Origin of the sequence: Microbacterium sp. Mcb102 (assembly GCF_024519805.1) — a bacterium.
Classification (GTDB): domain Bacteria; phylum Actinomycetota; class Actinomycetes; order Actinomycetales; family Microbacteriaceae; genus Microbacterium.
Genome location: NZ_JALJRG010000001.1, coordinates 659,669 through 681,662 on the forward strand (window position 1 = coordinate 659,669; position 21,994 = coordinate 681,662).

22 protein-coding genes are annotated in these 21,994 nt (G+C 68.1%); 14 read left to right on the top strand and 8 right to left on the bottom strand.

Annotated features, from left to right (window positions below; all coding sequences use genetic code 11):
• Positions 1–60: 60 nt before the first annotated feature.
• Positions 61–1,281, top strand: coding sequence for a globin domain-containing protein (locus OC372_RS03195; protein WP_262000911.1), 1,221 nt, complete (start codon positions 61–63; stop codon positions 1,279–1,281).
• A 118-nt stretch (positions 1,282–1,399) separates the two neighbouring features.
• On the top strand, positions 1,400–1,660 hold the full coding sequence (locus OC372_RS03200; RefSeq protein ID WP_029263432.1) for a DUF6458 family protein: 261 nt from the start codon (positions 1,400–1,402) through the stop codon (positions 1,658–1,660).
• Positions 1,661–1,702: 42 nt separating this feature from the next.
• Here OC372_RS03200 and OC372_RS03205 read toward each other — a convergent pair whose 3' ends face one another.
• From OC372_RS03205 to OC372_RS03215, 3 genes are all read right to left on the bottom strand, one after another.
• A complete protein-coding gene (locus tag OC372_RS03205; RefSeq protein ID WP_029263431.1) occupies positions 1,703–2,020 on the bottom strand; it encodes a hypothetical protein in 318 nt (105 codons plus the stop codon).
• Positions 2,021–2,189: 169 nt separating this feature from the next.
• The gene (locus OC372_RS03210; RefSeq protein ID WP_262000912.1) at positions 2,190–3,104 is read right to left on the bottom strand and encodes a helix-turn-helix transcriptional regulator; all 915 of its coding nucleotides are present in this window, start codon (positions 3,102–3,104) and stop codon (positions 2,190–2,192) included.
• 110 nt (positions 3,105–3,214) lie between these two features.
• On the bottom strand, positions 3,215–3,940 hold the full coding sequence (locus OC372_RS03215; protein ID WP_262000913.1) for a 3'-5' exonuclease: 726 nt from the start codon (positions 3,938–3,940) through the stop codon (positions 3,215–3,217).
• A gap of 66 nt (positions 3,941–4,006) precedes the next feature.
• On the opposite strand from OC372_RS03215, the gene OC372_RS03220 reads away from it, so the two are divergent.
• Positions 4,007–4,906 carry an alpha/beta fold hydrolase gene (locus OC372_RS03220; protein WP_105709905.1) on the top strand — a complete coding sequence of 300 codons (900 nt, stop codon included), beginning with the start codon at positions 4,007–4,009 and terminating at the stop codon, positions 4,904–4,906.
• On the opposite strand, the gene OC372_RS03225 is transcribed toward OC372_RS03220, so the two are convergent.
• Positions 4,878–5,351 carry an Lrp/AsnC family transcriptional regulator gene (locus tag OC372_RS03225; protein WP_029263426.1) on the bottom strand — a complete coding sequence of 158 codons (474 nt, stop codon included), beginning with the start codon at positions 5,349–5,351 and terminating at the stop codon, positions 4,878–4,880. The two genes, OC372_RS03220 and OC372_RS03225, sit on opposite strands and share 29 nt — an antisense overlap.
• A gap of 168 nt (positions 5,352–5,519) precedes the next feature.
• On the opposite strand from OC372_RS03225, the gene pdhA reads away from it, so the two are divergent.
• The 3 genes from pdhA to OC372_RS03240 are packed head-to-tail and all read left to right on the top strand — an operon-like array spanning position 5,520 to position 9,006.
• Positions 5,520–6,635 carry a pyruvate dehydrogenase (acetyl-transferring) E1 component subunit alpha gene (gene pdhA, locus OC372_RS03230; RefSeq protein WP_262000914.1) on the top strand — a complete coding sequence of 372 codons (1,116 nt, stop codon included), beginning with the start codon at positions 5,520–5,522 and terminating at the stop codon, positions 6,633–6,635.
• 2 nt (positions 6,636–6,637) lie between these two features.
• Positions 6,638–7,648, top strand: coding sequence for an alpha-ketoacid dehydrogenase subunit beta (locus OC372_RS03235; RefSeq protein WP_029263424.1), 1,011 nt, complete (start codon positions 6,638–6,640; stop codon positions 7,646–7,648).
• Positions 7,645–9,006: a dihydrolipoamide acetyltransferase family protein gene (locus OC372_RS03240; protein WP_262000915.1), complete on the top strand. Its 1,362-nt coding sequence runs from the start codon at positions 7,645–7,647 to the stop codon at positions 9,004–9,006. The genes OC372_RS03235 and OC372_RS03240 overlap by 4 nt, the downstream gene beginning before the upstream one ends.
• Here the strand turns inward: OC372_RS03240 and OC372_RS03245 are convergent.
• On the bottom strand, positions 8,999–9,607 hold the full coding sequence (locus OC372_RS03245) for a TetR/AcrR family transcriptional regulator (RefSeq protein WP_262000916.1): 609 nt from the start codon (positions 9,605–9,607) through the stop codon (positions 8,999–9,001). The genes OC372_RS03240 and OC372_RS03245 overlap by 8 nt on opposite strands.
• A gap of 111 nt (positions 9,608–9,718) precedes the next feature.
• On the opposite strand from OC372_RS03245, the gene OC372_RS03250 reads away from it, so the two are divergent.
• From OC372_RS03250 to OC372_RS03270, 5 genes are read left to right on the top strand one after another with little or no spacing between them, the layout of a single operon-like run.
• The gene (locus tag OC372_RS03250) at positions 9,719–11,272 is read left to right on the top strand and encodes a carboxyl transferase domain-containing protein (RefSeq protein ID WP_262000917.1); all 1,554 of its coding nucleotides are present in this window, start codon (positions 9,719–9,721) and stop codon (positions 11,270–11,272) included.
• A gap of 5 nt (positions 11,273–11,277) precedes the next feature.
• Complete coding sequence (locus tag OC372_RS03255) at positions 11,278–13,200, top strand: acetyl/propionyl/methylcrotonyl-CoA carboxylase subunit alpha (protein ID WP_262000918.1); 1,923 nt, start codon at positions 11,278–11,280, stop codon at positions 13,198–13,200.
• Positions 13,201–13,202: 2 nt separating this feature from the next.
• Positions 13,203–14,351: an acyl-CoA dehydrogenase family protein gene (locus OC372_RS03260; protein WP_262000919.1), complete on the top strand. Its 1,149-nt coding sequence runs from the start codon at positions 13,203–13,205 to the stop codon at positions 14,349–14,351.
• Between the two features lie 41 nt (positions 14,352–14,392).
• Entirely contained in the window at positions 14,393–14,881 is a 489-nt protein-coding gene (locus OC372_RS03265; RefSeq protein WP_029263418.1) for a MaoC family dehydratase, read from the top strand.
• Positions 14,878–15,684 (top strand): HpcH/HpaI aldolase/citrate lyase family protein, encoded by an 807-nt coding sequence (locus tag OC372_RS03270; protein WP_262000920.1) that lies wholly within the window; start codon positions 14,878–14,880, stop codon positions 15,682–15,684. Before OC372_RS03265 ends, OC372_RS03270 begins: the two co-directional genes overlap by 4 nt.
• On the opposite strand, the gene OC372_RS03275 is transcribed toward OC372_RS03270, so the two are convergent.
• A complete protein-coding gene (locus tag OC372_RS03275) occupies positions 15,685–16,272 on the bottom strand; it encodes a histidine phosphatase family protein (protein WP_029263416.1) in 588 nt (195 codons plus the stop codon).
• Entirely contained in the window at positions 16,269–17,108 is an 840-nt protein-coding gene (locus OC372_RS03280) for a Sir2 family NAD-dependent protein deacetylase (protein WP_105709912.1), read from the bottom strand. Before OC372_RS03280 ends, OC372_RS03275 begins: the two co-directional genes overlap by 4 nt.
• A gap of 115 nt (positions 17,109–17,223) precedes the next feature.
• Between OC372_RS03280 and OC372_RS03285 the strand changes: the two genes are divergently transcribed.
• Positions 17,224–18,024: a TrmH family RNA methyltransferase gene (locus OC372_RS03285; protein ID WP_262000921.1), complete on the top strand. Its 801-nt coding sequence runs from the start codon at positions 17,224–17,226 to the stop codon at positions 18,022–18,024.
• A 7-nt stretch (positions 18,025–18,031) separates the two neighbouring features.
• On the opposite strand, the gene OC372_RS03290 is transcribed toward OC372_RS03285, so the two are convergent.
• Positions 18,032–18,859, bottom strand: coding sequence for an SGNH/GDSL hydrolase family protein (locus OC372_RS03290; RefSeq protein WP_105709914.1), 828 nt, complete (start codon positions 18,857–18,859; stop codon positions 18,032–18,034).
• Positions 18,860–19,007: 148 nt separating this feature from the next.
• Between OC372_RS03290 and OC372_RS03295 the strand changes: the two genes are divergently transcribed.
• Complete coding sequence (locus OC372_RS03295; RefSeq protein WP_029263412.1) at positions 19,008–20,750, top strand: DEAD/DEAH box helicase; 1,743 nt, start codon at positions 19,008–19,010, stop codon at positions 20,748–20,750.
• Between the two features lie 145 nt (positions 20,751–20,895).
• The gene (locus OC372_RS03300) at positions 20,896–21,993 is read left to right on the top strand and encodes a VIT1/CCC1 transporter family protein (RefSeq protein ID WP_262000922.1); all 1,098 of its coding nucleotides are present in this window, start codon (positions 20,896–20,898) and stop codon (positions 21,991–21,993) included.
• The last annotated feature ends 1 nt before the right edge of the window (position 21,994 follow it).

Sequence of the window (21,994 nt, forward strand, 5' to 3'; positions counted from 1 at the left end):
TGCGATGTCCGCGACGACTCGAGATGGTGGAAGAACCATCACGATGAGGGGCGGAAAGCCATGAGACTCACATCAGAATCCGAGGCGATCGTCCGAGCGACCGCGGGGGTCGTCGCAGAGCATGCCGACGAGATCACCACTCTCTTCTACCGCGAGATGTTCGCCGTGCATCCGGAGTTGCTCCGAGTGTTCAACCGGGCGAATCAGGCGATCGGAGAGCAGCCGAAGGCCCTTGCGGCATCGATCGTCGCATTCGCCGTGCAGCTGATCGACCCCGAGGCACCCGACTTCGCACCGGTGATGCGTCGAATCGCGCACAAACATGTCTCGCTGGGCATCAAGGCGCGCCAATACACGATCGTCGGCCATCACCTCCTCGATGCGGTCGGAACCGTACTCGGCGACGCCGTCACGCCGGAGATCAGGGCCGCATGGGACGAGGTTTACTGGCTCTTCGGATGCTCGCTGATCGCGGAAGAGGCGAAGCTCTATGCCCTCGGCGGCACCGATCCCGATCACCCCTGGCGGAAGCATCGAGTGGTGGAACGGGTCGAGGAATCGGCTGACGTCGTGTCGCTCCTCCTCGCTCCGGTGTCCGGAGATGTCGCGACCCACCGCGCGGGGCAGTACGTGGCCATCGCCGTCGATCTACCGGATGGATCGCGCCAACCCCGCCAGTACACGATCTCGTCCGGGCCCCGCAGCGGCTCGCTGCGCGTGACGATCAAGCGTGTGCGAGCAAACGGGCGCACGCCTGACGGCCAGGTCTCGACATGGTTGCACGAGAACGCACATCCGGGAACGCTGCTCGACGTGTCGCAACCTGCTGGCGATGTCGTCGTCGACCACGATGAGACTCCGATCGTCCTGGTATCCGCCGGTATCGGCATCACCCCGGTCGCCGCGATCGTCGAAGACCTCTCGCGCCACTCCCCGGCGCGCACCGTGCGCCTGTTCCATGCCGATCGCTCGCACGACACTCACGTGCTCTACGCGTCGTTGCGCAGGCAGGTGCTGGCGATGGAAGACGCCCGTGCGCAGAACTGGTATCGAGACGATGCGGGATCGGCGCCGACTCTTCGACCCGCGTTGTCGGGGCGCATGGACCTCGCCGCCGTCGAGCTGCCGGACGATGCGGACGTCTTCATGTGTGGGCCCTTGGACTTCATGCGTACATGTCGATCCACGCTCCTGGCGCGCGGCGTCCCGCCGGAGCGGATCTCCTACGAGGTGTTCGGACCAGATCTCTGGGCGCAACAGCCGACTGTCGAAGCGGCCTGATCGCCGCACCGGGATATCGTGCGACCCGGACAGAGGCCGCTGTCAAGCCCCTCCCTCGCGCCCTCCTCAGGCGACATTCTTCCCACGTGCGGCATAGCGTCGCAGAACGGGAGGCACCATGAGCATCGGCAGCGGAATCGCGCTCTTCGTGATCGGGGCGATCCTCGTCTTCGCGGTGAACGTCGACATCCAATGGGTCGACCTCGACATGGTCGGGTACATCCTGATGGGCGCCGGCGTCGTCATCTTCCTCATCGGCATCGTGCTGCTCGCGCGTCGCCGCAGGACGGAGACGGTCTCGCGAACGTTCGTCGACCCGGCCACGGGCGAACCCACGACTCGTCGCTCCGTCAGCTCCAGCGGTGACGACGCGGTGTGAGGACTGCGGATGGCGTCCGACGATCGCGGTCGTCGGACGCCATCACTCCGCGGGGCTGCTCTCGAGATGCTCCTCGATGAGTGTGATGCCTCCGCTGGAGCTAGCCGAGTGCGCGAGTTCCTCGATCCACTTCCGGCTCAAGTCCGGCGATTCCGGTTCCTGAAAGACGAACCGGAGAGGGATCGACGGGTGCAGCCAGAGCGTCGAGCGCCCGGGAGCATCGCCTTCGGGATGCCGCCATGAGAGCGTGAAGCTCTCGTTGCGTCGTAGCTTGGTGGCGATAACGACTTTCAGATGCGCGAGCGCGCGATCGTCGATCTGGATCGGAGTCTGCGTGTCGCCGTAGTACAGGCTCCCCATCAGCGAACGAACATAGCGATGGGATGGGCGGCACGGGTCATGCGACTCCTCGACAGTGTGGCCACGGACCGAGGGAGTCCGGGTACTCGAACTCTAGCCAAGGACTTCAGCTCGCACCGTGCCGGCGTCGCGACCCGCCGCAGAATGCGAACAGACTCTTCGCCGGGTGTCACGCCGGGATCAGCGACGGCGGTGTGCCGAAGGCCTGCTGGTATGCAGTGGCGAAGCGTGACGAGTGGCTGAAACCCCAGCGGCGCGCGACATCGCCGACCGAGCGCCCGTTGCCGTTCTGGAGGTCTCTGCGGGCGCCCTCGAGTCGTGCCCGGCGGAGGGCCTCGGTGGGAGTGATGTCGAGAGCTCGCCGGAACGCGTACTGGAGCCCTCTCGTGGAGATGTAGGCGGCAGCTGCGACATCGTCGATCGTGATCGGCAGGTGCGCGTTCTCGTCGATGTAGGCAAGCGCCCGGCGGACCGCCACCGGAGCTCCCGCCCGCTGGGCGGGGCGGCGCAGAGCCTCGGTGAAGCTCGTGGGGAACGCGGAGAGGGTCATCATCAGGGCATGGCGTTCGAGTTCGGCGGCGATCAGCGGGTCGGAGCCCGAGAGGGCGAGTGCCTGGTCGACATACGCGAACATCGTCTCCCAGCGCCGCGCGTCGGCGGCCGAGTGCGGCGCGAGCCCGGTCGTACGCAACTTCAGGCCGTCATCGCCGGTCAACTGTCGTGCCCGCTCTTCGGCTGCGGGTCGGTCGAAGACGAGGGCGCGGACGTCGGCCGATCGGTCCCACTTCGCCTCCACTCGGGTGCCGTCGGAGATCCACGGTGCGCCCGGAGTGAGGCTGTGGCGCGCGGACCAGACCCGAGCATCCCGAGCGTCGACACGGCACACGAGGATCTGGTCGAGTGGCTCGGCCGTCGAATGCACCTGCGCCGCTAGTCGGTAGTTGACGAGCGTGACGCTGCGAAGCTCTTCGGACCGCCAGTCGAACCGGAAGCGCCGAGGGTCTGCATCCTGAAGCGCTGCAGAGGGAACGAACTGCTGCCACGTGGACTCGACCTGCTCGATGTCGGTGGACGTGAACTGCATGGGTGCTCCTTGTTCCTCGCACCGCGATCCCACTCGGCGGTGCCTGACAGGAGCGTAGCCCAGTGTGTCGACCGGCCGCGCATCAGCTGATCGGCAGCTTTTCGGCTCCGTCACCGGGCGGCGGTTCGAGCCGATCGCACGGGCCAGCTGCCGTCGATCGATTCCTCCGGATCGAGTCGGCCGATGCTCACGAAGTACTCCGTGAGGCTGGCCGCCTGCGAGCGCGCCCAGCCGATCTGATTCGTGTGCAGCTCTGCCGGGGTCTCGGGGAGGGAGAAGCGACGAGCGAGGGCTTGCGCCACACGACCGGCGGCGATCGCATCCGCGGACGCCTCATGCGCGCCGTCGAGCACGACCGCGTAGTGGGCGGCGACCACTTCGAGCGTGCGTCGCCCACGGCGGTATCGGTCGTACGCCTTGTCGATCACCAGAGGGTCGATGACGGGGGAAGGGGCGGTCAGAGGGACGATTCCATGTCGGGCGGCCTCGTGCGCGAGCAGCGAGAAGTCGTACGCGGCGTTGTACGCGACCACCGGCACATTCTGCTCCAGCAGCGACCGTAGGGCCGCCGTGACCTCAGCGACGACTTCGGGCGACGGTCGCCCCTCCGCCCGCGCGTGTTCCGTGGTGATGCCGTGCACCGCACTGGCGCCATCCGGGATCGGGATGCCCGGATCGGCGAGCCAGGAGCGGGCGGCGATCTCGCGTCCTGCGGCATCGAGGACACCGACGTACGCGGTGACCACCCGATCGGACTCGACATCGACGCCGGTCGTCTCCAGGTCGAACACCCCGACACGGGTGAGCCACGCAGGGAGCGGGGGACCGGATGGCATGCCTTCACGCTATGCGCGGGCGCAGACATCCAGGGGAAGGCGCACGGCGACTCGTAGACTCGGAGCATGACCGTGCCTTCCCCCTATGCGGACCGCCTTCATCGACTCCCCGTGCAGCGCCACGCGGTAGAGGTGCGTGGAGCGACCACGGCGTACTGGGTCTACGGGCCTGAGAAGGCGGAGACGACGGTGATCGCTGTGCACGGCTTCCGCGGTGATCATCACGGGCTCGAACCAGTGTTGGCGTACCTCCCCGAGGTGCGTGTGGTCGCGCCTGATCTTCCCGGGTTCGGGGAATCAGCGCCTCTGCCCGGGCGCAGACACGACCTGGACGAGTATGCCGGTTGGCTTGACGACTTCGCAGCAGCGGTCGCCCCCGGCGCCATCATCCTGGGGCACTCCTTCGGATCCATCGTGACGGCGGCGGCGGTCGCCCGGGGACTGCGGACTCCGCGCCTGATCCTGCTGAACCCGATCGGGGCTCCGGCGCTGGAGGGACCGAAGGGTCTCATGACGCGCTTGGCCGTTTTCTACTACGCTCTCGGTGCCCGACTTCCGGAGAGACTCGGAACCGCGCTGCTGCGCAACCGCATCATCGTCCGCGTGATGAGCATCACGATGGCCAAGACCAGGGATCCCGCGCTCCGTCGTTTCATCCACGACCAGCACGACACATATTTCTCGCGATTCTCGGACCGGGATGTGCTCCGGGACGCCTTCATCGCGAGCGTCTCTCACGACGTCCGCGAATTCGCTCGCGAGATCGATGTTCCGACCCTGCTCGTCGCTGCAGAGCGTGACGACATCACCCCGATCGAGGCAGAACGCAGGCTGGCGGCGCTGTTCCCCGACGCGACACTCGTGGAAATCGCCGAGGTGGGGCATCTCATCCACTACGAGACGCCGGCAGAGGCGGCGGGCGCCGTTCGTCGGTTCCTCAGGATTCCCGTCGGGCGAGGCCGATAAGGCCTGCGACCCGGAACGGGATGACCTCGCCCATCGCGAGCGAGGTCTCCGTGCGCTCGACGCCTTCGATCGAGAGGATGCGGGCGTCGGTGTCGAAGAGGTGGCGTGCGTCCCTGCACGCGACACGAGCGAGCAGGTCGATCGAGCCGCTCAAGCCGTGCGCCTGTACGACTTCAGGGATCCGCGCGAGCTCGTTGATGATACGCGGCAGTTCGGTCTGGCGTACGCCGATGCTCACGAACGCCTGCAGGGGGAAGCCCAGGACGTCCGGCGAGAACGATCGCTCGTAGGAGAGGAAGATGCCGCTCTGCTCGAGGCGTGTCATCCGCGCCTGGATCGTGTTGCGGGATAGCCCGAGATTCTCCGCCAGCGCGACGATGGTGATCCTCGGATCATCGGCGAGGGCGGCGAGAAGCTCGAGATCGATGCGGTCGAGTCCTGGCATAGTGCCAAACCCTAGCAGTCGGACTTGGCGTCAAATTGAGCAACATGCTCAAGCCTCGCAAGAATGCTTGAGCGAGGTGTTCAGCGGACGTACCCTCAGAGCATGCCGGTGATGACGCCGGCGTCAACGCGCGGAGCCTCACGAGGGCCGCCGACGAGGAGGACGACGATGTCACCGCAGATCACGCCCATCGCAGACACCGCCCAGGATCTCGAACTCTCCGAACGCATCCTGGCTCCTGACGGGAGCCGTGTGTCGAACCCTCGACTGGATCCCTTCGTCGCCGACGTGGATGCTGCGCAGCTGCGGTCGCTGCTGCGCGACATGATCATCCTGCGCCGCATCGATGCCGAGGGCGTCGCGTTGCAACGCCAGGGACAGCTGGGCCTCTGGGCGCCGTGCCAGGGGCAGGAGGCGACGCAGATCGGGACCGCGCGGGCACTCGCTCCTGAGGACTACGTGTTCCCCAGCTACCGGGAGACCGGGGTCATCTACGCACGCGGCGCCCAGCCCGGCGACTACGTGCGCATGTGGCGAGGAGAAGAGGGCGCGGCCTACGACCCTGCAGCGCTGGGCGTCGCGCCTCTGCAGATCATCATCGGCGCACAGACGCTGCACGCGGTGGGGTACGCCCTGGGCATCCAGCGCGACGGTGCGGACGAGGTCGCGGTGACCTATTTCGGCGACGGAGCGACCAGCCAGGGCGACGTCAACGAGGCGATGATCTTCGCGGCGTCGTACCAGGCGCCGGTGGTCTTCGTGTGCCAGAACAACCATTGGGCGATCTCCGAGCCGGTCGCCGTGCAATCGCAGTTCCCGATCGCGGGTCGGGCTCCGGGATTCGGCATCCCGAGCCTCCGTGTCGACGGGAACGACGTGCTCGCATGCATGGCCGCCATGCGCTGGGCGTTGCAGCATGCACGCTCCGGCAAGGGCCCCGCCTACATCGAAGCCGTGACCTATCGCATGGGGCCGCACACCACGGCGGACGACCCGACGCGCTACCGCGACGCGGAGGAGCTCGAGTCCTGGCGGCGACGCGATCCGATCGCACGACTGGAGGCGCACCTCCGGGCCAGCGGTGACCTCACCGACGAGCAAGTCGCCGAGACTCAGGCCGCCGCCGACGCGGTCGCGAAGGAGATGCGTGCTGCGTGCCTCGGAATGGTCACGCGTCCGCCGCTCGCGGTCTTCGACGGTGTCTACGCCGAACCCCACACGGGCCTCGAGCGTCAGCGCGGCGAGTATGCGGCGTACCTCGCCTCCTTCGAGAGCGAGGCGTGAACATGACCGAGCTCACTCTCGGAAAGGCGCTCGGCGCCGGCCTGCGGCAGGCCATGCGCGACGATGACAAGGTCGTGCTCCTGGGCGAGGACATCGGCAAGCTCGGTGGTGTCTTCCGCATCACCGACGGGCTTCTCGACGAGTTCGGAGCAGCGAGAGTGATCGACACTCCGCTCGCCGAGTCCGGCATCGTCGGCACAGCCGTGGGCCTCGCCTTCCGCGGTTATCGTCCTGTCGTCGAGATCCAGTTCGACGGCTTCGTGTATCCCGCCTTCGACCAGATCGTCGCCCAGGTCGCGAAGCTCCACTACCGCACACAGGGCCGGGTCAAGATGCCCATCACGATCCGGATCCCCTGGGCAGGAGGCATCGGCGCGGCGGAACATCACTCGGAGTCGCCCGAGGCGTATTTCGTGCATACGGCAGGCATCCGCGTGATCGCGGTGTCGAACCCCGAAGACGCATACCGGAGCCTGCGTCAGGCGATCGCGTCGGATGATCCTGTGGTCTTCTTCGAGCCGAAGCGGCTCTACCACCACAAGGGGGACGTCGACCTCGAAGCTCCCCTCGCGGACGCGCCGCCGATGGGACTGGCGCGCGTCGTGCGGGCAGGGACGGATGCGACGCTGATCACCTATGGGGCGATGGTCTCCACCGCCCTGCAGGCCGCGGAAGCCGCGGAGGACGAAGGGACATCCCTGGAGGTCATCGATCTGCGCTCGCTCTCGCCCGTCGACTACGACTCGGTCGCCGCGTCGGTACGGAAGACCGGACGGGTCGTGGTCGCACACGAGGCATCTCGTGAAGCCGGTGTCGCGGCCGAGGTGATCGCGAGCATCACGGAGCGCTGCTTCGAGTATCTGGAGTCGGCACCGTTGCGGGTGACCGGCCACGACGTGCCGTACCCGCCGGCGAAGCTCGAGAAGTATCACCTTCCTGATCTCGACCGGCTGCTGGACGCCGTCGATCGGGTACTGGATCGGCCGAACAGCCTGACGGGAGCAGAAGCATGATCGCGGAATTCCGTCTTCCCGACCTCGGAGAAGGGCTGGCCGAGGCCGAGGTCGTGCAATGGCTGGTCGCCCCGGGGGACTCGGTCGCCCTCAACCAGACGCTGGCCGAGGTGGAGACCGCGAAGGCCGTGGTCGAGTTGCCGTCGCCGTACGAAGGCACGGTGGCAACCCTCCACGCGGAAGCAGGCGAGACGGTCGCCGTCGGGGCGGCACTGATCGACTTCGAGGTCGTCGGTGAAGAGGAGACCACATCCGCGCCGATGCCGGAGGCGGCCGAGAAGGCTCAGCCGAACCTCGTCGGATACGGCGCTGCCCCCACCGCGACCGGACGACCGGCCCGTCGCGCACGTCGCAGCGGAGCGGTGCCGGCGGTTGTCGACACAGCGGTGCTCGAGGCTGCGCCGCACGACGCCACGCCATCGTCCGCGGTCGACTCCGTGGTGGAGCGGCCGCGCTCGACGCCTCCGGTCCGTGCACACGCGAAGCGTCTCGGGATCGACCTGGTGCTGGTGGCCGCAGAGGTCGGAGACCGGGTGATCACTCGCGCTGACGTCGACGCCTACGCCGAAAGGGTAGGAGCGCGCAGTCAGGCCACGGCTGACGTCCCCGTCGCCGCCCCGTCGTCGCCGTTCACGCCCGGTGTTTCCGGCGACGGGGCGCGTGAGACCCGCGTACCGATTCGCGGAGTCCGCAAGCACACGGCCGCGGCGATGGTCCAGAGCGCTTTCACGGCACCTCACGTGACCGTCTTCCACACGGTGGACGTGACGGCGACCATGGACCTCCTTGCGAGCCTTCGAGACGATCGCTCACTCAGCGAGCATCGGATCGGACCACTCGCAGTGGTGGCGAAGGCCGTGTGCCTCGCGCTCGGACGCACCCCCGGACTCAACTCCCGGTGGGACGAGGCTGCCGGCGAGATCGTCCAGCACCACTACGTCGACCTGGGGATCGCGGCCGCGACAGATCGCGGGCTCATCGTGCCGATGATCCGCGACGCGGAGCGGCTGACTCTGGTGGAACTCGCGGGCGCGGTGAGAGCTCTCGCCGAGGTCGCGCGTTCGGGGAAGACCTCGCCGGCGGAGCTGGCCGGAGGCACCTTCTCGATCTCGAACATCGGGGTGTTCGGCGTCGATGCCGGCACACCCATCCTCCCGCCCGGCCAATCCGGGATTCTCGCGGTCGGCGCCGTGCGTCGTCAGCCCTGGGAGTTCCGCGGAGAGATCGCCCTCCGTCAGGTGATGACGCTCAGCCTCTCGTTCGACCACAGGCTCGTCGACGGCGCGGAAGGCGCGCGGTTCCTCAAGGACGTCGCGGACATCCTCGAGGAGCCGGGCCGGGCGATGCTTCTCAGATAGTCGCGCGAAGCGCGGCGTCCGCCATCGCGACCAGCACGGTCGCGGTGGCGGAGTGTCGCCGTGCTGCCGCACGCGTGCTGTGCGGCGTGGAATTGATGAGGCCGAAGCAGGCTTGGACTCGAAGGCGGAGCTCTTCCTGGTCCGCTCCGCCGGCGCCCGCGGTGTGCAGCGGCGCGAGGGCGTCCATCCAGAGGTCGATGTACGCGCGTTGCAGCCGACGGACGGCTGCCCGATCCGCTTCGGACAGGTGGGCGACGTCGCGGTCCTGCACCTGGATCACCTCGGCGTTCCCGAGGGCGAAATCGACATGGAAGGTGATGAGCCCGTGCATCCGCTCATCCGGGCTCGAGGTGTTCTCCGCCACCCGCCGCCCGCCGTTGATCAAGTCCTCGCTGACTTTGACGAGAACCGCGCCGAGCAATGCCTGCTTGCCGGCGAAGTGTCGGTAGACAGCCGGGCCGGACACGCCGACGGCGGCGCCGATGTCTTCCAGGCTCACGCCGCTGTATCCGCGCGCGGCGAAGAGGCGTGCGGCGGCGTGCAGGATCGCATCAGACCGTTCGGCCTTTGCGCGGTCTCGGGCGGTGACCGGGCTTGTCATCTCAGTTAATCCTCGCTAACCTGAATCAACGGGTTAGTGCACACTAACCGAATATGCCTGCACCGCGCCAGGGCGTCGCCCGCGCGGACGTGAGTCGAGGAGGACATCACGATGCCCGCAACGCAGGAGTCCCTGGCGCAGGAGCTGCGCGAGCGCCTCATGGCAGCCGCGCGCGGGGGACCGACCGCATCCCGTGAACGCCATGTGTCTCGGGGCAAGCTGTTGCCCCGAGATCGCGTCGCGCGGGTGCTCGACGAGGGCAGCCCGTTTCTCGAGGTCGCCCCGCTCGCCGCCGATGGTCTGTACGGGGGAGACGCTCCCGGCGCCGGAGTCATCGCCGGCATCGGACTCGTTCACGGTCGCCACGTCATGGTGATCTGCAATGACGCGACGGTGAAGGGCGGCACGTACTTCCCGCTCACGGTCAAGAAGCACCTGCGCGCACAGGAGATCGCGCTCGAGAACAAGCTGCCGTGTCTGTACCTGGTCGATTCGGGAGGCGCATTCCTCCCGAAGCAGGACGAGGTGTTCCCCGATCGCGAGCATTTCGGGCGGATCTTCTTCAATCAGGCGCGGATGTCGGCCGAGGGGATTGCGCAGCTTGCCGCGGTCCTGGGCTCCTGCACCGCAGGTGGCGCCTACGTGCCTGCCATGAGCGACGAGACGGTCATCGTGCGCGGTCAGGGAACGATCTTCCTCGGCGGGCCGCCGCTGGTGAAGGCAGCGATCGGCGAGGTCGTGACCGCCGAAGAACTCGGCGGGGGCGAGCTGCACGCACGGCGGAGCGGTGTCGTCGACCATCTCGCGGAGGACGACGAGCACGCGCTCGAGATCCTGCGCGACATCGTCGCCACTCTTCCGCCGCCCGCGGCACCCGCATGGGAGGTCCTGAGCAGCCGCCCGCCCGCCGAGCCGTCAAGCCTGTACGACGCCGTTCCCGTCGACGTGAACGCCGCGTACGACGTGCGTGAGGTCATCTCGCGCCTCGTCGACGGCGACACGTTCCTCGAGTTCAAGCCCGAGTACGGCACGACCCTGGTCACGGGGTTCGCCCGACTCCATGGGCATCCGGTGGGTATCGTGGCGAACAACGGCGTGCTGTTCAGCGAATCCGCACTCAAGGGAGCGCACTTCATCGAACTGTGCGATCAACGGGGGATACCACTGCTGTTCCTGCAGAACATCACGGGGTTCATGGTGGGCTCCGATGCCGAGGCAGGCGGCATCGCCAAGGACGGCGCGAAGATGGTCACGGCCGTGGCGAGTACGAGGGTGCCGAAACTCACCGTCATCATCGGTGGTTCGTTCGGGGCGGGCAACTACTCGATGTGCGGACGGGCGTACTCACCGCGGTTCCTCTGGACCTGGCCTGCGAGCCGCATCTCTGTGATGGGCGGAACGCAGGCCGCATCAGTGCTCGCCACGGTCAAGGAAGACCAGCTGTCCGCGCGTGGCGAGTCGTGGAGTACCGAGGAGCGTGGCGAGTTCGAAGCACCCATCCGCGAGCAGTACGAGCGCCAGGGCGAGCCCTATTACGCCACGGCACGGCTGTGGGACGACGGCATCGTCGATCCCGCGCAGACCCGCGACTTGCTCGGGCTCGCGCTCGACGTCGTCGCCCGCAGTCCGCTGCCCGAACCGCGCTTCGGCGTCTTCCGGATGTGAGTGCCATGTCATCATCGACCGTTTCCTTCCACACCGTCCTCGTCGCCAATCGTGGCGAGATCGCCCGTCGGGTGATCCGTACCCTCCGTACCCTCGGAATCCGCAGCGTCGCCGTGTACAGCGATGCGGATGCGTCCGCGCCCCACGTACGCGAAGCGGATCTGGCGGTGCGGATCGGTCCCGCGCCCGCCGTCGAGTCCTACCTCGACATCGATGCGGTGATCGCCGCGGCCCGCAGCACCGGTGCACAGGCGATCCATCCCGGCTACGGGTTCCTCTCCGAGAGTGTCGGTCTCGCCGAGGCCTGCGCCGAGAGCGGCGTCGTCTTCATCGGCCCCTCCGTCGACGCTCTGCAGATCATGGGAGACAAGGCCCGCGCCCGCGAGCATGTGCTGCGCTACGGCGTGCCTGTCGTTCCGGGCTTCGACGCCAAAGGCCTCTCCGACCTCGAGATCGCCGAGGAGGCGGAGAACGTCGGCTACCCGCTGCTGGTCAAGCCCAGTGCAGGTGGCGGAGGAAAGGGCATGGAGGTCGTCTCCGACGCTGCGGGGCTGCGCGGAGCGCTCGCCTCGGCTCGTCGGGTCGCGTCAGCCGCCTTCGGAGATGACTCGCTCATCCTGGAGCGCCTGATCCGTCGCCCACGGCACATCGAGGTGCAGGTCTTCGGCGATGCCCACGGAACGGTCATCGCCCTCGGCGAGCGCGAGTGCACGCTGCAGCGTCGTCATCAGAAGGTCATCGAGGAGGCACCGTCGGCGGGCATCCCCGCACATACGAGGGAGCGGCTGCTCTCGGCGGCCGTGCTGGCGGCGGAGAGCGTCCAGTACGTCGGCGCGGGCACGGTCGAGTTCCTCATCGACGCCGACGCGCCGGACGAGGCCTTCTTCATCGAGATGAACACACGCCTTCAGGTGGAACATCCCGTCACCGAAGAGGTCACCGGTCTGGACCTGGTGGCGCTTCAACTCCGTGCGGCTGACGGGCTTCCGCTGGACGTCACGCCGCGAGTGCGAGGGCACGCCGTCGAAGCGCGTGTGTATGCGGAGTCCCCCGAGCGCGGTTTCCTGCCCTCGACGGGCACGATCCTCCTGTTCGATCCGCCGCCCGGCGTGCGCGTGGATTCCGCCGTCGAGACGGGGAGTGAGGTGACCGGGTTCTACGACCCCATGATCGCGAAAGTGATCGCGTTCGCTGACGATCGTCGAGCCGCCCTGGCACGGCTCGATGAGGCTCTCGCACGCATGGTGGTGCTCGGGGTCGACACCAACGTGGCCTTCCTGCGGACCCTCTGCCGTCACGAGCGTGTGGTCGCGGGCGATCTCGACACCGGGCTCATCGAGACGCTGCTGCCCTGGAAGGCGGAGCGCCCGTCTCCCGCTCAGCTGGCTGCGGCGAGGAAGATGTCGGCGACCGGAGCAAGCGAACCGCTGCGGACGAGCGCGCTCTGGCGGGATCGTCCGGGGTGGCGGTTGGGTGCCGCGGCCGTGCCGGAGGCGACGTTCGCGGCCCTCACGGATGAGGACGAAGTGGTTGAACTCGGTGCAGCGGACGTATCCGCCCCGAACGGGACGGTGCACGCGGCGATGGACGGAGATGGCGCGGTCTGGGTGTCCGAGAGCGGCCGCACGGTGCGTCTGCGTCCGCTCGACAGGCGGCGCAGGATGCTCCACCGTCTCGCTCAGCGCGAGTCAGGGGCGGCAGCGACCGAGCCCGAGGGGCGCGCGCCCATGCCGGGCAGCGTCGTGGCCGTGCTCGTCGCGAACGGGGATCCGGTGTCGGCCGGCGACCCGCTCGTCGCGATCGAGGCGATGAAGATGGAGCACCAGGTGCTCGCACCCCATGACGGTGTGGTGCATCTGCTGGTCGCGGTGGGCGATCAGGTGCGGCGCGACCAACCGGTCGCCCGCGTGACGACAGAGGAGAGCTGAACATGGAAGACCTGTCAGAGGAGGAGCGCGAGCTCGCCGCGATGGTGCGCGAATTCGCCGAGACGGTGGTCGCACCGCAGTCGTACGAGGCCGACCGCACGCACACGCTGTCGATGGAGGTCGTCTCGCAGATGGGTGACCTCGGCCTGTTCGGCCTGCCGTTCCCCGAGCAGTACGGAGGTCAGGGCGGTGACTACATGGCGCTGGGCATCGCGATCGAGGCCCTGGGGCGGGTGGACCAGTCGATCGCGATCACACTCGAAGCAGGAGTGAGCCTCGGTGCCATGCCGATCTACCGCTTCGGCACCGAGGAACAGCGGCAGGAGCTGCTTCCCGATCTGCTCGCGGGGCGCGCGCTGGCGGGCTTCGGCCTGACCGAGCCGGAAGCCGGAAGCGACGCTGGCGCGACCAGGACGACCGCGCGCGTGGAGGGCGATGAGTGGGTGATCGACGGCTCCAAGCAGTTCATCACCAACTCGGGAACTCCGATCACCCGCTTCGTCACGGTCACTGCGGTGACCGGGAACGAGAACGGGCGCAAGGAGATCTCCACGATCATCGTCCCGAACGGCACTCCCGGGTTCACGGTCGAAGCTCCTTACGACAAGGTCGGGTGGAACGCCTCGGACACCCACCCGTTGACGTTCGACGGAGCGCGGGTTCCGGCGACGAACCTGCTGGGGGAGCGGGGGAGCGGCTTCCGGAGCTTCCTCAGCATCCTCGACGAGGGTCGCATCGCGATCGCCGCCCTCTCCACCGGCGCGGCCGAGGGGTGTCTGGAGGCGGCGGTCGAATACGCGAAGAGCCGGACGATCTTCGGCGCAGCACTGAGCACACGCCAGAATGCTCAGTTCACCCTGGCCCGTATGCGGGCGCGCGTTCACACCGCGCGGCTCGCCTGGCATCACGCGGCGCGACTGCGGGATGCGGGGAAGCCGTTCGCGGAGGCCGCAGCGATCGCCAAGCTCGTGGGCGGGGAGGCCGCGATGGACAACGCGAGGGACGCCACCCAGATCTTCGGGGGAAACGGGTTCATGAACGAATTCCCGGTCGCTCGCCACTACCGCGACTCGAAGATCCTCGAGATCGGCGAGGGGACGACCGAGGTGCAGCTCCTCGTCATCGCGCGCGGACTCGGACTCGCCGGGTAGCGTGGCCCCATGCGCCGTACTGAGCGACGAACGGAGTCGAAGTGACCACCCACGACATCCTTCAGAGGGGTTTGTACTACGAGGAGTTCGTGCTCGACGCCCGCTACCTGCACCGCCCCGGCCGCACGGCGACCGAGGCCGACAACGTGCTGTTCACGACGCTCACCATGAACACGCAGGCGCTACACCTCGATGCGGCGTTCGCCGATGCGCAGGACCCGTTCCGTGCGCGGCTCATGAATTCGATGTGGACGCTGTCGACGATGGTCGGCGCCTCGGTCGCGCAGCTGACGCAGGGCACGCTGGTCGCACAGCTCGGGTTCGGCGACATCGTCTTCCCGCACCCGCTGTTCGCCGGTGACACCCTCTATACCGAGAGCGTCATCGTCGACAAACGGCTGTCGTCCTCACGCCCGGGTCAGGGCATCGTGAAGATCGCCCACACCGGGCGCAATCAGGACGAGACGGTCGTGGCGACCGCAGTGAGGTCGGTTCTCGTCCACTGCCTCCCGGAAGGAGTCGCGAAGTGACTTTCGAACTCGGACCGGCCCTGCTGTTCTGCCCCGCGGACCGTCCGGAGCGCTTCCGCAAGGCTCAGGACCGGGCGGACGCGATCATCCTCGACCTCGAAGATGCCGTACTCCCGGAGGCGAAGGCCGTGGCGCGCCGGAACGTGATCGATGCGGACATCGACGCCGAGCGGGTTATCGTGCGCGTGAACGCTCCGGGCACCGAAGCGTTCACGGCCGACCTCGACGCACTCGCCGAGACGGACTTCCGTACGGTGATGGTGGCGAAGACGGAGAGCGCCGAGTGCCTCGATGCGTTCGACGAGCGGTACTCGCTGATCGCCCTGTGCGAGACCGCGCGCGGCATCCATGCGGCCGACCGGATCGCCGCGCACCCCCTGGTCACCGCGATGATGTGGGGCGCAGAGGATCTCGTGGCGTCTCTCGGCGGAACCTCGTCGCGGAATGCTGAGGGCGGCTATCGGGATATCGCCCGCTATGCCCGTGCTCGTGTCCTCCTCGAGTCCGGCGCCCACGGCAAGGCGGCCATCGACGCGGTGCACATCGACATCGACGACGCCGAGGGGCTGCAACGCGAGGCGATGGACGCTGCGGCCTCGGGGTTCCATGCCACCGCCTGCATCCATCCGAACCAGGTGTCGGCGATCAGGGCCGCGTATCGGCCGGACGACGGTGCGGTGACTTGGGCGCGGGCGGTGCTCGCGGCTGCGGCCACGGAACGCGGCGTGTTCCGCTTCGAGGGACGGATGATCGACGAACCGGTGCTTCGGCACGCGCGATCGGTCGTCACCCGCGTCAGCTGATCAGAGGACCTTCGACTCCTCGAGGAGTCGAAGGTAACCGGGTGCCGCCACGAAGCGGTGTGCGGACCCGTTGCGCAGGACCTCCCCGTCGCGGGGAAGCGTCCCGCCGGAGACATGATCGATCACAGCGCGGATGACGCCGCCGTGTGCCACCACGAGCACCGATTCCGCTTGCGGGGCCGAGCGGCGCCGCGCTTCACGGGCGATCGCGTGGAGCGCAGCGATGGCACGCTCGCCGACCTGCTCCAGGGACTCCGCGCCCGGAACCTCGGCGTGCCAGTCGCCGTACGTCGAGATGTAGTCCTCGACGAGCATGCCTTCACCGTCGCCGAACTCGCGCTCCCGGATGTCGGGAATGACACCGACCACCTCGAGCCCGAGCCTGTCGGCGATGATCTCGGCCGTCTCCTTGGCGCGCAGCAGCGGACTGGTGTACACCGCGTGATGCGTGCTGGCGGCGAGGGTCTCGGCTGCCCTTCGCGCGTCTTCTCGCCCGGTCTCGTTCAGCGGGATGTCGGTCGAACCCTGGATTCGTCGAGCGAGGTTCCAATCGGTCTGGCCATGGCGGATGAGGGTGAGGTGGGTCACGAGAGAAGTTCCTGGAGTGCGGGGAGCACGTCGCTGGTGCCTGCGGCGATGGTGACATCGGCCCAGGCATCCGCACGCGTCGGCTCGCGGTTGACGATGATCAGAGGGATGTTGCGGCGTCGGGCCCGCTCGACCAGCCGCACGCCGGAGTTCACGACGAGCGAGGAGCCGGCGACGATGAGGGCGGAGCTGGAGCGAAGCAGCGACTCTGCCGCACGGAAGCGGTCCAGCGGGACATACTCTCCGAAGAAGACGACATCGGGTTTCAGCATCCCGCCGCACACCGTGCACACCGGGACGATGAACCCCTCGGTGGATTCGGGGAGGACGTCGCCGTCTGGGGCGAGTGCCACATTCTCCGGAATGGTGATCCAGGGGTTTCGCTCCTCGATCTGCACCGCGATGTCACGGCGATCGAAGACCTGGCCGCACTGCAGGCAGAAGACGCGACGCATCGTGCCGTGAACCTCGATCACGTGCGAACTCCCGGCGCGCAGATGGAGTCCGTCGACGTTCTGGGTGATGACGCCCGAGACGTTCCCGGCAGCCTCGAGCTGTGCGACCGCGAGGTGACCGGCGTTGGGTTCTGCTCGCGCGAAAGCACGCCAGCCGAGGTGGCCGCCGACCCAATAACGTCGTCGTGCGGCCTCGTCGCCCAAGTAGGTCTGGATCGTCATCGGGTCGCTGCGGGTTCTGGCGCCCTCTCCGCGGTACGCGGGTATCCCCGAGTCGGTGGAGATGCCGGCGCCTGTCAAGAGGGCGATGCGCCTGTCACGCAGCAGCTCGGCGGCGTGGGCGATGGCGGCCGACAGCTCGGCGGTGTTCGAGACGCTCACAGGACCTCCTCGAGCGAGTCTACGGCGTGGCGAGATGCGACGGACTCAGCGAGCAGCTCGTCGACGGCGCACGGTGCGTCGGAGCGGGGGTGCGAGCAGTGGCAGAGTGGGACGCATGCGACTGGTGCCTGTGACCGATGCCGACGATCCGCGCCTCGACGACTACCGCGGGCTCACCGACACGGCGCTGCGCACCATCCGTGAACCGGCGGGCGGGCTGTACATCGCGGAGTCGACGAAGGTCATCGCCCGTGCGGTGGCAGCCGGGCATCGTCCGCGCTCTGTGCTGGTGCAGGAGCGCCGCGTGGAGGACATCCGTGGAATCGTCGGCGATCTCGACGTGCCCGTGTACGTCGTCCCTGACGATGTGGCGGAATCGGTGACCGGTTTCGCCGTGCACCGTGGCACGATCGCGTCGATGCACCGCCCGGAGCTGCCGACGGTTCGAGACGTGATCGACGGCGCCTCCGTCGTGCTCATCCTCGAGAACATCGGCGATCACACGAACGTCGGTGCCGCGTTCCGTGCGGCAGCCGGTCTCGGGGCAGACGCCGTGCTGGTGTCGCCCGGGGGAGCGGACCCGCTGTACCGACGCAGCGTACGGGTGAGCATGGGGACGGTCTTCCAGGTCCCGTGGACGCGGATCACCGATTGGGATAAAGCCGTCGAAGACCTCCATGCCGCGCATTTCGACATCGCAGCGCTGGCTCTGCGCGACGATGCGGTGACACTCGACGCCTACGTCGCCGACCGCCCCGAGCGCGTCGCCCTCGTCATGGGCTCGGAGGGCGACGGTCTCTCCCGCACGGTGATCGACAGTGCCGACACCGTCGTCACGATTCCGATGTCCGGTAGTGTCGACTCTCTCAACGTCGCCTCTGCAGCAGCCGTGGCGCTGTGGGCGGTGAAGGGCTGACCCCGGGTCAGTCCCGCGGCGGAAGGATGATCGGCGAAGGCTCAGGGCGCTTCGCGGCCAGGTTGTCGCCCGACGACTGGTGCCGCAGTCGACGAAGCACCCAGGGCATCAGGTGCTCGCGCGCCCACCCGAGGTCTTCGGATCGGGCCTCGCGCCAGGTCCGCAGCGGGTACGGCTCGGGCTGCATGGCCTCGAGGTCGTTCGGGACGTTCAGGGCACGGAGCGCCATGCGTGCGACCTCGTGGTGGCCGAGCGCGTTGTAGTGCAACCGGTCGTCGTCGAAGAACCGCATGTCCTGCACGACCTTGAGCGCCCACTGGTCCGCGACGATGCAGTCGTGGCGCTCGGCGATCGCGCGGACGTTCTCGTTGTAGATGGCCACCTTGCCGCGGAAGGCGCGGAACACCGGCGTGAAACCGGTGTCGATGCCCGTGAACAGGAGGACGGCCGCTCCCGTCGATGACAGCCGCGCCACGGCATCCTCGAGCTGACTCGCGATGGCGTCGGGGTCGGTGCCCGGGCGGATCACATCGTTGCCCCCGGCACAGATCGAGACGAGGTCGGGACGCAGCGCGACGGCCGGTTCGATCTGCTCGGCGACGATCTGCGCGATGAGCTTCCCGCGGACGGCGAGATTCGCGTAGGCGAAGTCGTCCACCTGGGCGGCGAGCACCTCTGCCACCCGATCGGCCCAGCCGCGGTGGCTGCCGGGGTGCGCCGGATCCGGGTCTCCGATGCCCTCCGTGAACGAGTCTCCGGTGGCGACGAAACGGCGCCACGGGTGTGCGGTCTCGTTGGGGATGTACGGGGTCCGAGTCGAATCCTGGTCGGTCATCCAGCTCTCCTTCGCGAACGTCTGCCGAGGCGGCGGTGGCCGCAGCGCAGTGACCGAGCCTACTCGCACGCGCCGGCCCGAGGGAGGGGCGCGCGCGAGAAGCGCGGCACGTGCGCCAGTGTCCGCAGCACCGATTATCGTGGAGTCGATGCTCTCTCCGTCCTTTCCCCAGCGTGCCCCTTGGGGAACCGCAAGCAAGCTGCGCGCCTGGCAACAGGAGGCGCTGGAACAGTACTTCGAAGCCGATCAGCGAGACTTCCTCGTCGCGGCGACACCCGGTGCAGGCAAGACCACCTTCGCCCTCACCCTCGCGGTCGAGCTCATGCGCATCGGCGAAGTGAACCGCATCATCGTGGTGGCGCCGACCGAGCACCTCAAGACACAGTGGGCGGATGCGGCGGCTCGCGTGCACATCCGGCTCGACCCGCGATTCCGCAACAGCGACTGGGCGCCGGCACGTCACTACCACGGTGCCGTCGTCACCTACGCGCAGGTGGCTGCGAAGTCGTCCGTGCATCGGCATCTGACGGAAGACGCCAAGACACTCGTGGTTCTCGACGAGGTCCATCACGGTGGGGACGCGCTGAGCTGGGGCGACGCCATCCGCGACGCCTATGGCCCCGCGAAACGCCGACTGCTGCTCTCCGGAACGCCGTTCCGCAGCGACACAGCGCCGATCCCGTTCGTGGAGTACCACCCCGACGAATCCGGCGCACGCGTCTCGCGCACCGACTACAACTACGGCTACGGCCGTGCCCTCGCCGATGGGGTCGTGCGCCCCGTGCTCTTCCACATGTACGCGGGCAAGATGCGCTGGCGCACCACCACCGGCGATGAACTCGAGACGCACCTCGGCCAGGACAACACGAAGGACGTGACGTCGCAGGCCTGGCGCACGGCGCTCGACCCCGAAGGCGAGTGGATGCCGGCCGTGCTGTCGGCCGCAGATCGCCGCCTCACCGAGATCCGCCACCATGTTCCGGACGCCGGCGGCCTCGTGCTCGCCACCGATCAGACGGTCGCGCGCGCGTACGCGAAGATCCTGCACAGCATCACGGGGCAGCAGCCGACGATCGTGCTCTCCGATGACGCGACCGCCTCGGAGCGCATCGAGAAGTTCAGCGCGAACGACTCGCGCTGGATGGTCGCGGTCCGCATGGTGTCGGAGGGCGTCGACGTACCGCGACTCGCGGTCGGTGTGTACGCGACGTCGTCGTCCACCCCACTCTTCTTCGCACAGGCGATCGGCCGATTCGTGCGGGCCCGTCGTCGGGGCGAGGCCGCCAGCGTGTTCCTGCCACAGGTGCCCGTGCTCATGGGTCTGGCGAACGAGATGGACAAGCAGCGAGACCATGCGCTCGACCGGCAGTCCAAAGAAGAAGACGGACTCGACGACTCCTTGCTCGAAAGCGCCAACCGCGAAGAGGAGACCTCGGATGCGCTGACGCAGGAGTTCAGCTACCAGGCGCTCTCCTCGGTCGCGCACTTCGACCGCGTCGTCTTCGAGGGCCAGGAGTTCGGCCAGCTGGCTGAGCCCGGCACCCCCGAGGAGGAGGAGTTCATCGGTTTCCCGGGTCTTCTCGAACCCGAGCACGTGCACGAGCTGCTCATGCAGCGCCAGTCGCGACAGTCCCGGTTGAGAGAGGCGCGCGAGGCGTCCACCGGGCCGACGGAGACGACGACGCTTCCGCCGCCCCTCCATCGCACCCTCAAGGAGCAGCGGCAGCTCCTGAACAGTCTGGTGGGCCTCTATGCCCGGCAGAGAGGCGAGCCCCACGGCGCGGTGCATGCCGAGCTCCGGCGCATCTGCGGAGGACCGGCAGTGGCGCAGGCGACCGTGACGCAGCTGCAGTCGCGCATCGAAGTCCTGCGCAAGCGCGTGCGCTCCTGAGCGATCGTCTGCCGGCCTTGTTCGGCGGCCGTGCTTCGGATCCCCGAAATGCTGTCAATCCGCGTCTGAGCGCGGTCGCGTCGAGCCTCCGAGGCTAGCGTTGAACGGTTGCCCTCGCATCGGGCACCGGACACCTGGAGGATCCATGACAGCGCCTGCTGCCGCCGACCCGACCCCTGCTGATCGCAAGCGATGGGCCCGCTACCTCGTCGAGGAACGAGCCGAGGGCGCCGTGTATCAGAAGCTCGCGGCACGCCGCACGGGGGAGGAGCGGGAGATCCTCCTGAGGCTCGCCGACGCCGAGCGCCGCCACGAGCAGCACTGGCTCGACCTTCTCGGGGCCGAGCCCGCACGGTTGCCGCGCGCCGGCTTCCGCTCCCGGCTGCTCGGCTGGATGGCGGGCCGCTTCGGGTCCATCTTCGTGCTCGCGCTCGCGCAGAGCGCCGAGGCGCGCTCGCCCTACGATTCCGAGCAGTACGCGACCCCGGCGATGCGCGCCGACGAGAAGGTGCACTACGAGGTCGTCCGCGGACTCGCCGCGCGGGGGCGGAGGCGGCTCTCGGGGTCGTTCCGCGCCGCCGTCTTCGGCGCCAACGACGGTCTCGTGAGCAACCTCGCGCTGGTGCTCGGCATCGGTGCGACCGGGGTCAGTTCCGGATTCGTCCTCTTCAGCGGCATCGCCGGGCTGTTGGCCGGCGCGCTGTCGATGGGGGCGGGGGAGTTCGTGTCGGTGCGTTCGCAGCGCGAGCTGCTGGCCGCGACAGAGGCGAATGAGGACGCTCATGCTGCAGCCGGCGACCTCGACATCGATGAGAACGAACTCGCGCTCGTGTATCGGGCGCGTGGCATGGATCAGGAGGAATCGCTGTCGCGCGCGCGACGCATCGTCGCGGCGGCGCAGGCGGGCGTCAGCCGTGCGGCAACCGGGCCTGTGAACATCCAGGCTGGAGGCGATCACGAGATCGTCGGAAGCGATTGGACGGCGGCGATCTCGAGCTTCCTGCTGTTCGCCTCAGGCGCGATCATCCCGGTCCTGCCCTGGATCTTCGGGCTCCACGGCACGGCCGCGATCATCGTCGCCCTGGTCCTGGTCGGTGTCGCACTGCTGAGCACCGGCGCGATGGTGGGCGTCCTCTCGGGCGGCCCGCCCCTGCGCCGCGCCCTCCGTCAGCTCGCGATCGGGTTCGGCGCCGCAGCCATCACGTACGTGCTCGGTCTCGTGTTCGGTGTCGGCACAGCCTAAG

What these genes read in the sequence shown, in the direction of transcription:
- OC372_RS03195 (WP_262000911.1), top strand. Translation starts at nt 61, where the DNA reads ATGAGACTCACATCAGAATCCGAGGCGATCGTCCGAGCGACCGCGGGG.
- OC372_RS03200 (WP_029263432.1), top strand. Translation starts at nt 1,400, where the DNA reads ATGAGCATCGGCAGCGGAATCGCGCTCTTCGTGATCGGGGCGATCCTC.
- OC372_RS03205 (WP_029263431.1), bottom strand. Translation starts at nt 2,020, where the DNA reads ATGGGGAGCCTGTACTACGGCGACACGCAGACTCCGATCCAGATCGAC.
- OC372_RS03210 (WP_262000912.1), bottom strand. Translation starts at nt 3,104, where the DNA reads ATGCAGTTCACGTCCACCGACATCGAGCAGGTCGAGTCCACGTGGCAG.
- OC372_RS03215 (WP_262000913.1), bottom strand. Translation starts at nt 3,940, where the DNA reads ATGCCATCCGGTCCCCCGCTCCCTGCGTGGCTCACCCGTGTCGGGGTG.
- OC372_RS03220 (WP_105709905.1), top strand. Translation starts at nt 4,007, where the DNA reads ATGACCGTGCCTTCCCCCTATGCGGACCGCCTTCATCGACTCCCCGTG.
- OC372_RS03225 (WP_029263426.1), bottom strand. Translation starts at nt 5,351, where the DNA reads ATGCCAGGACTCGACCGCATCGATCTCGAGCTTCTCGCCGCCCTCGCC.
- pdhA (WP_262000914.1), top strand. Translation starts at nt 5,520, where the DNA reads ATGTCACCGCAGATCACGCCCATCGCAGACACCGCCCAGGATCTCGAA.
- OC372_RS03235 (WP_029263424.1), top strand. Translation starts at nt 6,638, where the DNA reads ATGACCGAGCTCACTCTCGGAAAGGCGCTCGGCGCCGGCCTGCGGCAG.
- OC372_RS03240 (WP_262000915.1), top strand. Translation starts at nt 7,645, where the DNA reads ATGATCGCGGAATTCCGTCTTCCCGACCTCGGAGAAGGGCTGGCCGAG.
- OC372_RS03245 (WP_262000916.1), bottom strand. Translation starts at nt 9,607, where the DNA reads ATGACAAGCCCGGTCACCGCCCGAGACCGCGCAAAGGCCGAACGGTCT.
- OC372_RS03250 (WP_262000917.1), top strand. Translation starts at nt 9,719, where the DNA reads ATGCCCGCAACGCAGGAGTCCCTGGCGCAGGAGCTGCGCGAGCGCCTC.
- OC372_RS03255 (WP_262000918.1), top strand. Translation starts at nt 11,278, where the DNA reads ATGTCATCATCGACCGTTTCCTTCCACACCGTCCTCGTCGCCAATCGT.
- OC372_RS03260 (WP_262000919.1), top strand. Translation starts at nt 13,203, where the DNA reads ATGGAAGACCTGTCAGAGGAGGAGCGCGAGCTCGCCGCGATGGTGCGC.
- OC372_RS03285 (WP_262000921.1), top strand. Translation starts at nt 17,224, where the DNA reads ATGCGACTGGTGCCTGTGACCGATGCCGACGATCCGCGCCTCGACGAC.
- OC372_RS03290 (WP_105709914.1), bottom strand. Translation starts at nt 18,859, where the DNA reads ATGACCGACCAGGATTCGACTCGGACCCCGTACATCCCCAACGAGACC.
- OC372_RS03295 (WP_029263412.1), top strand. Translation starts at nt 19,008, where the DNA reads ATGCTCTCTCCGTCCTTTCCCCAGCGTGCCCCTTGGGGAACCGCAAGC.
- OC372_RS03300 (WP_262000922.1), top strand. Translation starts at nt 20,896, where the DNA reads ATGACAGCGCCTGCTGCCGCCGACCCGACCCCTGCTGATCGCAAGCGA.